General features: G+C 66.0%; 14 protein-coding genes and 1 pseudogene. 7 read left to right on the top strand and 8 right to left on the bottom strand.

The features are described 5' to 3' along the window. The first annotated feature begins 35 nt into the window (after positions 1–35). Positions 36–638, top strand: a complete 603-nt coding sequence (locus IEY98_RS28450) for a DinB family protein (protein WP_189213749.1) — start codon at positions 36–38, stop codon at positions 636–638. Between the two features lie 321 nt (positions 639–959). On the opposite strand, the gene IEY98_RS28445 is transcribed toward IEY98_RS28450, so the two are convergent. From IEY98_RS28445 to IEY98_RS28430, 4 genes are all read right to left on the bottom strand, one after another. Then, entirely contained in the window at positions 960–2726 is a 1767-nt protein-coding gene (locus IEY98_RS28445; protein WP_189213748.1) for a GMC family oxidoreductase N-terminal domain-containing protein, read from the bottom strand. Between the two features lie 11 nt (positions 2727–2737). Beyond that, complete coding sequence (locus IEY98_RS28440; RefSeq protein WP_189213747.1) at positions 2738–3391, bottom strand: hypothetical protein; 654 nt, start codon at positions 3389–3391, stop codon at positions 2738–2740. A 286-nt stretch (positions 3392–3677) separates the two neighbouring features. Beyond that, on the bottom strand, positions 3678–4307 hold the full coding sequence (locus IEY98_RS28435; RefSeq protein ID WP_229787628.1) for a hemerythrin domain-containing protein: 630 nt from the start codon (positions 4305–4307) through the stop codon (positions 3678–3680). Positions 4308–4320: 13 nt separating this feature from the next. Continuing rightward, entirely contained in the window at positions 4321–4782 is a 462-nt protein-coding gene (locus tag IEY98_RS28430; protein WP_189213746.1) for a carboxymuconolactone decarboxylase family protein, read from the bottom strand. 133 nt (positions 4783–4915) lie between these two features. Here IEY98_RS28430 and IEY98_RS28425 point away from each other — a divergent pair, with 133 nt between their 5' ends. Further along, positions 4916–5815 (top strand): LysR family transcriptional regulator, encoded by a 900-nt coding sequence (locus tag IEY98_RS28425; RefSeq protein WP_189213745.1) that lies wholly within the window; start codon positions 4916–4918, stop codon positions 5813–5815. Positions 5816–5947: 132 nt separating this feature from the next. On the opposite strand, the gene IEY98_RS28420 is transcribed toward IEY98_RS28425, so the two are convergent. Together IEY98_RS28420 and IEY98_RS28415 are read right to left on the bottom strand one after the other, a co-directional pair. Continuing rightward, positions 5948–6625: a hypothetical protein gene (locus IEY98_RS28420; RefSeq protein WP_189213744.1), complete on the bottom strand. Its 678-nt coding sequence runs from the start codon at positions 6623–6625 to the stop codon at positions 5948–5950. A gap of 464 nt (positions 6626–7089) precedes the next feature. Then, a complete protein-coding gene (locus IEY98_RS28415; protein ID WP_189213743.1) occupies positions 7090–7443 on the bottom strand; it encodes an RICIN domain-containing protein in 354 nt (117 codons plus the stop codon). 994 nt (positions 7444–8437) lie between these two features. Between IEY98_RS28415 and IEY98_RS28410 the strand changes: the two genes are divergently transcribed. Beyond that, the gene (locus tag IEY98_RS28410) at positions 8438–8788 is read left to right on the top strand and encodes a hypothetical protein (RefSeq protein WP_189213742.1); all 351 of its coding nucleotides are present in this window, start codon (positions 8438–8440) and stop codon (positions 8786–8788) included. 210 nt (positions 8789–8998) lie between these two features. Then, positions 8999–9247 (top strand): hypothetical protein, encoded by a 249-nt coding sequence (locus tag IEY98_RS28405; RefSeq protein ID WP_189213741.1) that lies wholly within the window; start codon positions 8999–9001, stop codon positions 9245–9247. 357 nt (positions 9248–9604) lie between these two features. Here the strand turns inward: IEY98_RS28405 and IEY98_RS33515 are convergent. Together IEY98_RS33515 and IEY98_RS28400 are read right to left on the bottom strand one after the other, a co-directional pair. Further along, positions 9605–9968, bottom strand: a pseudogene (locus IEY98_RS33515) (IS701 family transposase); the annotation flags it as partial. A gap of 13 nt (positions 9969–9981) precedes the next feature. Continuing rightward, on the bottom strand, positions 9982–10833 hold the full coding sequence (locus IEY98_RS28400; protein WP_189213740.1) for a helix-turn-helix domain-containing protein: 852 nt from the start codon (positions 10831–10833) through the stop codon (positions 9982–9984). Positions 10834–11109: 276 nt separating this feature from the next. Between IEY98_RS28400 and IEY98_RS28395 the strand changes: the two genes are divergently transcribed. The 3 genes from IEY98_RS28395 (at position 11110) to IEY98_RS28385 (ending at position 14620) form a co-directional block, all read left to right on the top strand. Further along, positions 11110–11529, top strand: a complete 420-nt coding sequence (locus tag IEY98_RS28395) for a DUF2690 domain-containing protein (RefSeq protein WP_229787626.1) — start codon at positions 11110–11112, stop codon at positions 11527–11529. A 305-nt stretch (positions 11530–11834) separates the two neighbouring features. Further along, positions 11835–13640, top strand: coding sequence for a DUF262 domain-containing protein (locus IEY98_RS28390; protein WP_189213738.1), 1806 nt, complete (start codon positions 11835–11837; stop codon positions 13638–13640). Beyond that, on the top strand, positions 13637–14620 hold the full coding sequence (locus IEY98_RS28385) for a CBS domain-containing anti-phage protein (protein WP_189213737.1): 984 nt from the start codon (positions 13637–13639) through the stop codon (positions 14618–14620). The genes IEY98_RS28390 and IEY98_RS28385 overlap by 4 nt, the downstream gene beginning before the upstream one ends. Positions 14621–14897 lie beyond the last annotated feature (277 nt).

Here is a 14897-nt window from a genome sequence, read left to right as displayed (position 1 = left end):
GGGCTCCCTTGCGGGCCGGTCGTGGCTGTTGGTGCATGCTCGTACCTGTGATCGATGATTTCGCGAAGGAATACCTGCACAGCGACCTGCGAGAGATCCGTGAGGCGATGCTCCGGAAGCTCGACGGTTTGTCCGAGTACGACATCCGTCGTCCCCTGACCTCCACCGGAACCAACCTTCTCGGTCTGGTCAAGCACCTGTCGGTGTCGGAGTCGCGGTACTTCGGCGAGGTCTTCGGTCGTCCGTTCCCCGAGTCCATCCCCCGGTGGGACGACGTCGAACAGCGCGGTACCGACCTGTGGGCGACTGAGCACGAAACACGCGAGGAGATCACCAGCCGCTACCGACGGGTCTGGGAACACTCCGACGCCACGATCGCTGCTCTCGCCATCGACTCGCCCGGCTACGTGCCCTGGTGGCCACGTCCTGACGTGATGCTGTTCAACGTTCTGGTCCACGTGCTCACGGAGACAAGTCGGCACGCCGGGCACGCCGACATCCTGCGGGAGCAGTTGGACGGCGAGGTCGAGATGGACGCGGAAGCCATGGCCCGGCGGGGGCAGGATGCGGCCTTCTGGGAGAACCGGCGGGCGGAAATCGAGCGGGCGGCCAGGGCAGCCGATCCAACCACGTCCTGACGGGTTCGCCCCGGTCGTCCGATCGTGACGGGCGGTCAGTACAGGTGACCCGCTTCGTTGACCATGAGGTTGACGTGAGGGATGGGTGGTGGGCGCTGCGCATCTGCATGCGCCAAACCTCCACGTGGTTTCCGCGTCGGGTTCGACCGCGACGGCGTTGATCATCTCTTCGTCGAATACCGACGAGACCATCGCCTTCTACCGACCTTGGGCCACAGTGGAGTCACGCGGCTGTGAGCGCGAGGAGCGGGGTGTCGACGGCGGTGCCGATGGTGTGAAGTACGTCGTCCCAGCGTTGTGGAAGGGCGACTCGCGACGCCGTCAGAGGCCGCGTTCGATCACTGCCCTGGTCACGCGGTCGTCGATGGAGCTGACCGGGGCCTCGGTGTGCACCCAGGGGTCGCCGCCGAAGTGGCGTTGGAAGATCTTCTCCGCTGTCCGGGTCGCGAGGGCCTGTGTGCTCAGGGTCGGGTTCGCGCCGCCCACCGAGTTGGCCAGGGCCGAGTTGTCGGCGATGTAGAGCCGGTCGCCCCAGCGCGAACGGCCGTCCGCGTCCAGCACCGACGTGGCTGGGTCGGCGCCCATGCGCATGCTGGACTGCATGTGCAGCAGCAGGGGCGCCCAGTCCATCCGGTGGACGCGGCGGGCTCCGGCGGCGCGCAGCAGCTCGGCGGCGCGGGCGGCGAGGTAGTCGCGGTTGCGGCGGGTGCGGGCCGTGCGGCCGCGGTGGCGGACCTCGATGCGCGGGACCGGCCCGTGCGGGTCCGGGGGCAGGGTCGGCGAGAGGGTGACGCGGTTGGCGGGCTCGACGTCGTCGTCGGTGACGACGAGCGCGGTAAGCAGGTTGTCGACGTCGGCCAGGGCGCTCTTGAGCTCCGCGCCGACCAGCCTGCCCACGGTGTCCGCGCCCTGCGGGCCGACGCCGCTCCCGTTGTCGTAGAACCCGGCCATCCCCGAGTCGCTGAACGTCATCGCGAAGCTCTGCAACGCAGGCGGCAGGCAGACGTTCTCCACCCCGCCGTAGCCGGGGAAGTCGCAGCGGGCCGACGACCCGGCGCCCTTGGACGCCCCGGTGTAGTCGTCGAACACCCCGAACACCCAGTCCAGGTGGTGCTCGGTCAGCCCGCGCCCCACCCAGCCGTTGGGATTGGGCAGCCCGCTGGTGAACCACAGCCGCGGGTTCTCCACGCACCCTCCCGCGAGCACTACTACCTTGGCCTCGACGGTGTGCAGGGCGCCATCGGCGGTCCGGTAGACCACACCCCGCGCGGCGGCTCCGCCCGGCTCGGTCAGCACGCGCACCACGTAGGCGTCGGTGAGCAGCTTCGCGGCGCGGCCGCCGGGCGACCACGCGTCGGCAGTGAGCATCATCGGCACGTAGGAGTTGTCGGTGGACCGGCGGGCCTTGAGGTTGCGCGGGGCGTGGCGGGGTTCGAGGCAGCCTTGGAAGCAGTGGCCGCAGAAGGTGCAGCCCTGGGCCTCGGGGTAGCGCAGGCGCAGCGGGTCCGATGTGCGGCCCGCGGTGCCTTCCGGCTGCAGGATGGCGTTCTCCTGCGCTCGGTAGCTCGGCCCCCGCAGGTCTTTCCAGGTCTGGTGCGCCACCCCCAGCGCCTCGGCGCCGCGGAAGAACAGGGCCTCCTTCGTGCCCATGGCCGCGGTCCGCACGGGCAGGGTCTCCTCGCACCACTCCAGGTACGGTCGGAACTCCGCGTAGGTGAACGGGAACAGGTGGGCGGTGTCGTAGTTGTCGCGGTCGGGGCCGTCGTAGCCGGAGAATGCGCCGGGCGCGGGCCGGGGGCAGTTGCCGAAGTAGTGCAGCGTCGTGCCGCCTACCCCGGCGATCTGCCAGACGAACGAGTTCTGCGGGAAGTCGCGCAGCCACGGCGCCTCCTCCCGCCGGGACGGGCCGACCCGGAGCAGGCCGGTGATCGGGTTGTTGGTGTCGTCCTCCAGCCGGGTCCACTCCTGCTCGGGCCGCAGGTGCCGGGCCCCGGCCTCCAGTACGAGCACGTCGAGCCCGCGCGCGGCGAGTTCCTTGGCGACCACCGGCCCGCCGCCGCCCGCGCCCACCACCACTACGTCTGGCATGTCCGTCCTCCCTAGTCCCGTACCCGGTCCACGCCGCGGTAGTAGCCAAGGAACTCCGGCCACCCGTCGCTGACACCGTCGTAATCGGACAGCCGCCAGCCCACTGGCGTGGCGACCAGCTCACCCCGCCGGAACACCGGCGCCTCGGAGTACGCCGCGAAGGCGGCCAGGGTGGGGATGGTGTTGATGAGGAACCGCGCCGGGGTGCCGTCGGCCATGCCAGGGCGCTCCAGGCGGCGGAACACCTCCGCCTTGCCCTCGAACGACAGGTTGGCGAACGCCGAGGCGAACGGGCCCAGTGCGGCGCGGGCGTCCACGTCGAGCGCGGTGAGGTTGAGGATCGCGGCGACCGCGGCCGCGCCCGGCAGGTTCAGGTCGAACGGGCGGCCCACGAGCGGGATCGGGACGGCCTGGTCGTAGGTGCGCTGCAGGGGCCCGGCCGCGCCCGTCTCCGCCCCGCTCGGACCGTCGGCGGTGCGTCCCTGGTGCGCGGAGAACCGGTCGCGGCCGGGCACGAGGAACACCAGCAACCCCTGGAAGGTGTCCCGGATCGGCGGGATCGCGACGGCCTGCGCCGGAACGCCGACCCCGACCGCCGCCAGGACCGCCAGCCCGGTGACACCGAACAACAACTGCCTGCGATTGACGTGCTCTGGTTGGTCCATCGCCACCGCCTGAAAATGGGTGATCAATCTCGGAATCGACGGTAACCGCCCCCATCCGAGCCCGCTCAACGCGATTCGGAATTTCTTCACCGAGTGATGAACGTTCGCGTCGAAATACGAAGACACCCGCACAGACGCTCGCTGATCCGGCCGACACTCTTTTCCGATCTGATCCACCTGACCACCTGGATCGCGCTCGGCGGCTATGTCCCGGGGCGGTCGTGGAGCCGAGCGCTGCCGTGACGGCACGTCGCGGCAGCGCTCGGCACTCGATGGCGCGTTCCCGTCAGGCCGTGCCCCAGCGGTCCAGCGCGGCGTAAGCGGGCCGCCACTGAGCCGTGAAGGCAGCGCGGGCCGGTTCGGGCAATGGAGCGAGCATCGTCGCCACGGTCTCGTCGCTCGCTCCCTCCAGCAGCCACGGCAGCAGGCGCGGCGCGTCCGGACCGATGCGCTGGCCGTGGACCTGGCCGAAGTGCGCCCACTGCTGCGGGGTGGCGACGGCCTGGATCAGCGGCAGCGCCTGGGCCTCCTCGTGCCTGAGGTGTCCACTCAGGCCGGTGACCAGCGAGTCGACCAGGTCCCCGAGGCCGTTCAGCGGCGCCTCGGGGTCGGCCAGCTGCGCGTCGATCGCCTCGATGAGCTGGTCCACGCCTGCGTGCTCGGCCTCCATCGCCTCCAGCAGCGCCAGGTCGTCGGGCCGGTCGGCCAGGGTCCGGCGCAGCGCGGGCCACAGCGCGTCGTCCTCGGCGGTGTGGTGGACGTGCAGCGACTTGCGGAACAGCTCCCAGCCGACGGCGGCGCGGAGAACCCGGCGCGGGTCGTCCAGGCGGACGGTGACCTTGGCCAGGTGCTCCAGTTCCCGTCTCAGCGCGTCGTGCATGGCGTACATCGGGGTCATGTCGAGCTTGTCGCTCACGGCGTGCTCCTTGTCAGTTCCAGGTGGCGCCAGCCGGTTCCTTGATGGCGGCGTTGAGGCGGTTGAACATGTTGGTCACGCCGATCAGCAGGATCAGCGCGGCGACCTGCTTCTCGTCGTAGTGGTCGGCGACCTCGTCCCACAGCCGGTCGTCCACGGCGTCGCCGGAGCGGTCGGCCAGCCGGGTCAGCGTCTCCGCCAGGTGCAGCGCGGCCCGCTCGGCGTCGTCGAAGAACGGCGCCTCCCGCCACGCCGCGACCGCCGCGATCCGCTCGGCGCTCGTGCCTGCCTTGACCAGGTTGATGTTGTGCGCGTGCACGCACGCCGAGCAGCCGTTGAGCTGGCTGGCGCGCAGGGCCACGAGCTCCTGCAGCTCGTGGGAGATGCCGCCTGCGTTGACGGCCTTGAAGATCGATCCGATGCCCTTGAGGCCGTCGGGCAGCAGGTACGCGGGGTTGGTCATGCGGGCTGACATCGCGGTTCCTTCCAGGATGGGGTGACCGGTCCAACCATCGCCGCCGCCCTGACCTGGATCAACGTAGACTTCGCGCGCGTGCCGATAACCCGTCGGTTATCGCACGGGCCGGTCGTGCCGCGGGGAGGTGTTAATGGAGCTGAGGGATGTCGAGATCTTCCTGACGCTCGCCGAGGAGCTGCACTTCGGCCGGGCCGCCGAGCGCCTGCACGTCTCCCAGGCGCGGGTGAGCCAGGCCATCGCCGGGCAAGAACGGCGCCTGGGCGGCGCGCTGTTCGACCGCTCCAACCGCAGGCGGATCCGGCTCACCCCGCTGGGACAGCAGCTCCGCGACGACCTCCGACCCGTCTACACCGGCCTGCGCGACAGTCTGGAACGGGCGCGCTTGACGGCCCGTGGCGTGACCGGCACGCTGCGTGTCGGCTTGCTGCCGTTCAACGTCGCCGAACTGCACCCGTACTGGAAGGCCTTCCGCGCCCAGAACCCGCAGTGGGAGCTGCGGGTCCGTCCCCTGCCCTATGTCGACCCGTTCGCCGCCCTCCGCCGCGGCGAGACGGACGTGCTGGTCGTCTGGCTACCGGTGGAGGAGCCGGACCTGACCGTAGGGCCGGTGCTGTTCACCGACCCCCGCCTGCTCGCGGTGTTCGCGGAGAACGAGTTGGCCAGCCGGGCCTCGGTCTCCCTGGAGACGCTGGCCGACCATCCGCACGCCTCCGCGCCGCTGAGGCTGGACTACTGGGAGGACCGGTACCTGCCGTTCCACACCCCGCGCGGCCGCGCCATCGAGCGCACCCACTGGGTGACCACCAGCGACGAGCTGATCAACCTGGTGGGCAACGGCGACGTCGTGCACACTTTTCCGTCCCACGTCACCAGGTACTGGCTCATGCCGCACATCCGATGGCTGCCCGTCCACGACATGCCACCCCTGTCCTACGCCCTGGTGTGGCGGACCGACAGCGAGACCGACCTCATCCGCGCCCTCGCCCACACCGTGCGCAACCTCGGCCCAGTGCACTTCGACGACGTCTGAGAGGGGCACGTAACAGCCAGCCGCGCGGCGTAGTCCGCGTGGGAGCGTGCCCGTCCAGCGGGGTGACCAGCTCGTGGTCGTTGACCTTGTGCTCCCATCGGCGGCATCCGCCGCAGTCACCGTGCAGCGCACTTACGCGCTGAAACAGGGCGGCATTTTCTGCTCTCGTTCGGGCTGAAGGAGTTGGACGATCGGAAGACGAAAGATGCGCTCAGCAGTAGTCGGCTGCCACCACGCACAGAGGGTGCGTCGTGCGATGTCCTCCTGTCGAATGATCAAGGGGTCCTTCCACTCGACCGGAATCGCCGTCAGGTCATGATCGCCCGACTCGACTACGTACACCACATGCTTCCCGGCATTGTCTTTCAGCTCGATTATCTCACTAGGAAGCCAGTAGTTCGTGTTGGACATCAGCCGCAGGAAGAACAGCACCGCATAAACAGAACCGAAGGCGCCGAAAGCGAGCTTGACATACCACGCGGTCGGCTTGTCGGGATCAACTTCCCGAAGCGCCAAGGTGCTCACAATCGAGAGAAGCACCACGTGAACGGCGGAGGTGAACATCAGTCCGAAGCCGACGAGCGAAGCTAGTGATAGCCGGGCCGCCACCAGGGAGATCGCCCGCGCGCGCAGCATCCTCACAACCAGCACGATGCCAAGCAGACCCATGATGTGGTACGACAGGAGAAACGCGGGAAGAACTACGACATTGAACTCTGCCGCCTTGAGCACGACCGGCAGTAGCGTGAAGTCCCAGCGCGCTAGCGAAAGGATTCGACAAGTCGCGACCAACGCAGGCAATACGGTCACGAGGAGTGCGATCCAACCGAGGTAGTCTGTAGCCGCTTTCGGCGCCCCACCCTTCGCCTGCGGTTTGACGGGTCGCGCATCTCCAGGTCGTTTGTGCTGTCGCCTCGTACCCATTTTCACTCCCCCGTTCAGCCGGGACGCGCCTCGACGCTAGCGACTAGGTAACGCAATCGGACACCTATAAGAGCCTCGTCCGATGGCGCGGCTCCGAGAGAAGATCATAGGCCAATTGCGAACAGTTTCGGGAGCCGACGCACTGATCTCACCCTCTATCGAGGAGGCCTCATTTCTCAGGGCCGCCACGCATCTCGCGAGGCAGTTTGCAGGCACGCGGGCTGCGAGAACGGCAGCGCCGCACTCCCCAGGTCGGTACGCGTCGACCCGTTGAGTTCCGAACCAGCCGTTTCGGTAGAGCGCGGACTAGACTACGAGCGCCGGTGGGAAGCCTGCGGTTGCAACGACGGCTAGGAGGGATCGTCGAACACGCGCAGGATGGTCGGGTCCACGGCATCGATGACGTCCGCACCGACCTGAGGGATCAGGCTCTGGTCGAGGAACCACTCGCTGCGGACGTTCTTGAACGTGTACGACCCGTCGTTCCACTCGGTGACCCGCCACCGCTGGTTGATCCAGTTCGCGTCGGTGCACGCCAGGACCTGGACCGTGGTCGTGGGCGTACTGCCGTCGTACTTCTGGTGCAGGCACTCACCGCTGCCCAGGTTGCGGACCCGGTAGATGTTGGTACCCAGCGACTCCAGTTGCCAGAACTGGTTGTCACCGCCGTGGCAGTCGTAGGCGATGGCCGTGTGCCTGTTCACGCCGCCCGGATCCAACGGCTGTTCAGGTCGCCCCGCACCCATCTCGCACTCCTCCCCCTTGACCGCAGATCGTTACCCACCTCACCCGTGGCGGATAAATCGAAAACAGGCTAGCAGGCGGTCCACATAACCGGCGCATGATCAGCAATCTGAACCGCTGCGGACGAGTGGTCACACCGAAAAGACGGATAAAGGAAGGTACTCACAAGCCACTCGCGCGCATGATGGTGCAGACAGAGCCACTGGTCGGGTGAACCGGCAGTTCCAGGCTCGTGCCGATCGAGATCAATTATCAACCAGACGTGGACCCGAGGACCGCCGCGGTGGTCGTCGCCGGTGCCCGCAGCAGCTGTTCGTTTCTGGGCACGATCCGCAAGTACCCCAAGGGATCGTTTCTGCCGACGCGGGGATCATCGAACGTCTCGGTCTTGCCTCTGCTTGTCGTCAGCGATCGCCGCAGCGCTGCTGGTCCCCTGACCGCCGGTAAGACCGACCGCCAGGTCGCTGCGCGACAAGGGAGGCCGGGCCGCGCAATCCAACCGACTGCGTAAAGGCATGGTCGCCGGACTGCGGGCCGTGGTGAGCTGGGAGAGCTCACCGTGGAGAGTCCGGCGAGATCAACACCGAACGACCCCCAACGGCTACCACGGAAGCGGCTGACCTGCTGATCCATGGGGAAGCCAGGTCAGAGCAACATGCACCACGCTGGCAGTGTGAGGGGTCAAAGACGGATGCTCCGTTGCCGTTGACACTGGTGGTGGGGAAGACGCTCGCCCAGGTGAAGAGCTTGATCGGGAACCGAACTGGGTGATCGGGACCATGGACAAGGGAAGGAATGCTGGCAGCGGCTGGAACTTCCGGGGAAATGAACGCCGCGGGCACCGACTGCACCGGTCGCTACATCCGCGGGACCCCCAGGCTCGATACGCCACTATGGCCGTGCGCCATGGTGGAAGGTATCGAATGGGCAGGTTGGCACTGTAAGGTTCCCGCAATGACCGAACCGCATGTTCGCACCCTGGTGGCCTTCTTGAGAGCCGTGGCTATCCTCGCGCTAGACGCTCCGCATCAACGTGCGTGGTTGGCGTCCCTGGGGCTCCCTGGCGAGCTGGCGGTTGCCGACGAACTCGCCCTTGAGTTCGACGATGGCTACCTGTTGTTGCCCGCGTTCATATCGAATGGATGGCTCCCTGCCAACGCACGGGAACAGTTCGGCCCAATTGATGCAGCTCTTGCCGCGATGAGCGGCAATGACCATCAGGACGTATGGGCAGTGGAGGCTTTGTCCACGGACCAACGCTGGGAGGAAGTCCGAGCCCTCGCCCGGAATGCCTTGAAGTTTTGAGATGAGGTAGTGGATAGCATCATCGCCCGCCATCCCGTGACATGGATGGCGGATAATCCTGTTTGACAACCATCTACAGCAACTCGCCCGGATCCGCGTGATCTCCAGCTTCGCGGGAAGATCAACGACCACCCCATCAATTACCAGCCGATGCAGGCGGACAACTACTGCCGTATCTGATCCTTCGGTGTCACCCCACCGGCGTAGTCGGTGGCTGCTGAGCGCACGCTGCCACTTCAACGATGCGGCACCGCCCGACACGACCGTTCACACATCACGCCTACACCCGTTCCGCGCTGGGGCGATTATCCGTGTCGACAGCGCGAACGATTCCTCGACAAGATCTCTGATGTTCTCGCGATAGAAACCAATTCGCACATGAAACGCTTCCTCGACAGCGAACTGCTCCACAGAGCTGAGCAGAACAGCGTGCACAACATGCACTTCCTGTTCGGCTAGCTCCAACCAGCCAGCCTTAACCGCAGAGGCGAACTGCGCCTCCAATATTCGCAGTTCACCGATCGACGCTCCCACTTGGACGCGAATTGCGTTCGAAGAAACAGCCAGAGAGGTCATCAGTGAGAAACACCCACAGATGGCATCCTTTTGCCATCGGCTGAAATAGAATCTCCACGTTTGACCCGATACCAGTTCTGCCCGTACCGATGCCCTCATCGCTTCACATACCTCCTTGGTCGAACTTGTCGAACGGATATCGGTACGCGTGGATATTGTAGGAAGTCTGGACGATCAACACTTCGCGGGACTGATCGTACGCAGCCCCCGCACCGGTCTTCGTGTCACCATCACTCATGCCACCAGACGGACGAACAGGTGCCGGGATCTCCTTCGATGACAACGGAAGCAATCCTGCCGGAGCCGGTGCGGCCGCTCGGCCGCGGTTGTGACGGCCAGGAACAGGTGCGCCAACAACACAAACGTGGTCCAGCGATGCCACGAGGTCCAGGTTCGGACCTGATGTTGGTCCAGGCCCGTCTGCCCCTTCGAGGGTCTGGAACGCGGTATGGCGGTTGCGGCGGACCAGCAACCAGTGGTGCCCGGCGGCACGTCAGCCCGGTGCGGTGACAATGATCCACTCCGGTCGTAGAGCAGGGGGCCCTTGGCCCCGCTGCCAGCGGACGAGCCGCTGCCACGCCCGTTCCGGCAGCCGGGCGTCCAACCAGAGCGCAGGGTTATGGCGAGGCCGCGATGACTCCTGGGCAGTCGGGGAGACCGAGCCCTCCGCGATCACGCGGAGCTACATAGACCTCGGAAACAAAGCCTGAACGCCCGTCAGGCAGTACAACGCGGTACCAGAGCGCCGATCTCGCACTGTGAGGGTTGCTGGCCGACCCCGGCGCATCCAGGTTGAAGTTCACCAACTCATCACCGAGGGTCCGGCAAGTAGCAACGACCAACACGCCGCTGTTCATCTCGGTGTTCTCGATCTTGCACGCCTTGCGCGAACAGGAGCCGACCGTCCTGCTTGAGAGATAGACTCGGGTGGTGTCTTCGCGCAGATCGTTGCTACCGAGGGCAACCTTGTTGTAGATCTCGATCGCAACAGGTCTGGTCTCGCCCGTGGTGCTTCCGCCTGCAGTTTGGCCCGAATTCCCGGAAGCTACCGGCCTCAGGTATGTGAACCCAGCGGCGGTTATGGCACTGGCAAGCACAGCCGCCAGCAGTGCTGTAGCAATGAGCACCGCCGATCGCTTCGGGGCTGGCGTTGTCGAAGGCGTTTCGCTGACGGGACCGCCGCTTCTTGCTGCTGACGGCAGAGCAGCGAGGAGCGCATGGCGCTTCGCCCATTCCTCCACCTCGTTAGCGGACAGGCCAATACTGGTGAGCACATCGACGACGAGATCGAGCTTGGGAAGGTTTTCGCTCTTCGCGATATTGCCAATCGACGTTTTCGACCAGCCAGATCGCTCGGCAGCCTGCCTAAGGGAAACACCTCGGCTTTTCAACTGCGCGACGAAATCCGCGCAAAACTCAGCCAGGGTGTCGTCAGGTCTTCGCACATTATCTTCAGCACCGCTCGCCATTAGGCGAGCGTACAGCGATCAATCCGGTCACTCTAGCGACAAGTAGGTGACCCTGCCGCCGCCAGTCGGGTGATCACGCTGTCCCGCAAGCCTGCCCGGACACACGGGGACACCTCAACCGCGACGCGTCTACCTGCGCAGATGCACATGAAGCGGGAATGGACAAAGAGAGGACACCTTAAGGACGGTGACCACTGGCATCCACTTCGTCGGGCCTGTCACGGTGATTTCACGACCAGCACCGACCCTGGTAGCAAACCTGAAACGCGAGGATCAATGATTACCAAGAAACTGATGACGGCAGTGATTGTCACTCTGGCGGCCTTCCTGGGGCTTCTCGTCCCAGCAGCCGCCTCCGCAGTACCGACCACGGCAGCCGGAATCACCGCAGGCTGCTACGGCGACTACTGCTCGGGCAAGGATCCGGAAGCGATGGGTTGCAGTGGCGATGCTGTGACCACCGCCAGCGCTCGGGCTGGCAACTTCACGCTGGAACTGCGCTGGTCGCCCTCGTGCAAGACCAACTGGGCGCGAATCCAGAACGGCTACAGCGGCTCGCTCTGGGTCGTGCAGACGACCGGCTACAAGCAGGGCTACAGCACCAAGAACGGGTACTTCCTGTGGACGAAGATGATCTACAGCCCGTCGTACCTCTGCCGGGGTGAAGCCGGTGACGTGCGAACCGGCTGGGCCTAGAACAATACGTCGGTCCTCCGCGCCGCACCTGGGCGCGGAGGACCGACGCATTCGGCTTGCGTGGAGGAGTCCGTCGCGGTGCTGAGCAACCGGCACGGGTTCGCCCCAGTCGGCCGTGATCTCGTCACCGGCCAGGCCCAGCACCGGGTGGCCGAGGTCCGCACCGCCCGTGCAGCCTCCCCCAGCCAGTGGCCCCGCACCAGGCCGGCACAGGGAACTGCGCCCGGATCCGGTAACCTTCGCGCCTTCGGCTACGACTTGCCCACCGTACGTGACATGTCGCCGGAGTAAGAGGAAGAGCGCTCGTGGCCCTCGACAGCCCCAAGCTGCGCGAACTGCTGAAGAACGTCGCCGCAGCCAAAATTCAACTGCCGGACTTCCAGCGCGAGTGGAAGTGGGACGACGAGCGCATCAGAGCTCTCATCGCGACGGTGACACTGGATTACCCGCTCGGCGTCGTCATGACCCTGGAGACAGGCGGTGCGGCCCAGTTCCGCGCCCGTACGCTCGCCGGTGTCGAGAGCGAAGCCGGTGTCATCCCCGACCTCCTGCTGCTGGACGGCCAGCAACGGCTGACCTCCCTGGTCCAAGCGCTGTACCTGGACCGACCCGTGGCCACCGTGGACGCCCGTGACCGCAAGGTCGAGCGTTGGTACTACCTCGACATCGACAAGGCAATCGACCCGGAAGCCGATCGGGACGACGCGGTCGTCTCCGTGCCAGCTGATCGGGTGCTGAGGGAGGACTTCGCGCGCCGGGTGCGCCTCGACCTGAGCACGAGGGACGGCGAATGTCGGGAGGGCTACTTCCCGCTCCACCTGGTCTTCGACGACGACGCCGTCAGCGCGTGGCAGAAATCCTTCGTGAAGTTGGCGGACGAGAACTGGGATCGGTGGACGGCGTTCAACGCCCGGGTCCTCAACAATATCCGCGAGTGCCTGATCCCGATGATCCGGCTCGACTCCACCACGCCGAACGAAGCGGTCTGCTCGGTGTTCGAGCGGGTCAACACCGGCGGTGTCGCGCTCAACGTCTTCGAACTCCTCACCGCCACGTACGCGGGTGACCGCAAGCACACCGAGGAGTACGGCACGGAGTACGGCCTCCCGGATGTCTGGCGCGGCACCAAGGAGAAGCTCGTCAGCCAGTACCCGGTGCTCGGTCAGGTGGAGAGCGGCCGTGACGAGGGGCTGACCAATGTCGACTTCCTTCAAGCGGTGAGCCTGGTGCTCTCGTTCGAGCGCAAACGGGCGGGCATGGCGAACTCCGTCGCCTGTAAGCGGCGAGATCTGCTCGCGCTCCCGCTCGCTGACTTCCGACGGCTGGAGCCCGTCGTGGCCCAGGCCTTCGCCTGGGTCGGGGAGTTCCTCGGCACCCAGGCGATCTTCACGATCAGGGACCTGCCCTACCGCACACAACTCGTGCCGCTGGCCGCGGTCAGGGCGCTGCTCGGGGACCAGGCCATCGAACCCGACGCGGTGGAGCGGCTCACCCGGTGGTTCTGGTGCGGGGTGCTCGGCGAGATGTATGGCGGGTCGGTCGAGAGCCGCTTCACCAGGGACGTGGAGCAACTCGTGGCGTGGATGAACGGCGACCCCGGAGAACCGGACACCGTCGTGGAAGCGGCGTTCCTCGCCGAACGGCTCAACACCCTCACCACCCGCAACAGCGCCGCGTACAAGGGCCTCCAAGCATTGATCATCAAACAGGGTGCGGTGGACTGGCTCCATCCTGAGGAGTCGCAGATGACCGGGCCGTTCGTCATCGGGCAGGGCGTGGCGATCCGTCAGGTGTTTCCGGCCAGCTGGGTCACGAGGAACGGGTACCCCAAGGCGCGTGCCGACTCGATCGTGAACAAGACACCCATGTCTCACCACGCGAGCCGTCGGATGACGGGGGCGCCGTCGACCTACGTCAGCGTGCTGGCCCGAGAGACCGGGACACCCGACGAGTGGTTCGACGACATCCTCGGCACCCACCTGGTCAACCCTGTCGCGCTCAGGAGCGACGACTTCACCACCTTCTACAACGACCGCTACGAGCGTCTCCTGTCCCTGGTAGAGCGCACGATGGGCAAGCGGGTCGTCCGCAGGGCAGGTGAAACGACGTGACCGACGGTTTTCAGGTGATCGAGCCCGCGGCGTTGGTGAAGATGGTGGGAAAGACGATCCCGGCAGGGGAGTTCCTGGCCATGTTCGGGGTACGGGTGCGCAACCACGACAACGTGGCCCGGATCAGCGCTTGCCTCGCTGCGGCGGAGGTGGGCACCATCCCGTCCTTCACCACCTGCGCAGGCACCGCCGAGCTCCACCTCGTCAAAGCCAAACCGACTGCCGTGTCCGTAGCGCAGGACGAGAGCGAGCTGTCCCCGACGGCGATGCCCCACCGCGCACTCCAGGTCGGCGACCTGCCCAGCGCACGCAACGGGGTGGAGTCGGTATCACCGCACACAGATCTCGCCGCCGCCACCATGTTGATGAGGGTCAAGAACTACTCGCAGTTGCCGGTCATCAACGGCACGGCCGACCTGCGCGGGGTGCTCACCTGGAGCAGCATCGCCGTCAACCTGGAAACGGGTAAGCAACCGACCTTAAGCAGCGCGATGGTGAAGAACCCAGTCTCGGCCGAAGTCCACCACCAACTGCTCGCCCACCTGCCCACCATCACCGAGCACGGCTATCTGCTCGTGCGGGCCAATGACGGGAAGTTCTGCGGCATCATCACCTCCGCGGACGTCAGCAGCCACTTCGAAACCATGGCCAGGCCGTTCTTCCTCGTGGGGGACATCGAAGCGCGGCTGCGCAAGTGCCTTGCCGTCCTGGATGAGGAAGCTGTCAGGGCCGTCCAGAAGTGGAAGACCGGGAGGATCGCCGATCTGACCTTCGGCGAGTACAAGCGCCTGATCGACAACGAGGTCAACTGGAAGCGGATCGGGTGGACGGGGGTGCCGCGTGACCAGTTCGTGCACCGGTTGGACAGAGTGCGCGTGATCCGCAACGAGATCGCCCACTTTCGTCCCCAGCCACTCACCAGCGCCAGCCTGACCACGTTGGAGGAGTTCGCCGGACTGCTCAGGCAATACGTTCCCTAACGCCGTGCCCATAAGTCGTCTGGTCGCGCGGGCCGCCGCTCCTGGGTGCCGTACCAGAGAGCAGCGGCCCCGCGGTTAGACGGGTGCTACCGAACGCACCGTCGAACGGTTATCGATGAGTCAACACCGGAGGGCCTGAGGACCGGTCTCTGACGGTTGTCTAATGCGCTGCTTGAGCAGGCCACATCAACCGCGGGTTGGATACCCTCCAGCACGCACGCGTGCTCCAGGCCTACTCCACCTATGCCAGCGGGTATCCTGCCGACGATCGGGTGGC

Origin of the sequence: Actinokineospora fastidiosa, from assembly GCF_014648415.1 — a bacterium.
GTDB lineage: Bacteria > Actinomycetota > Actinomycetes > Mycobacteriales > Pseudonocardiaceae > Actinokineospora > Actinokineospora fastidiosa.
Note: the sequence above shows the minus strand (reverse complement) of the source record. Positions and strands in the feature narration are given on the sequence as shown.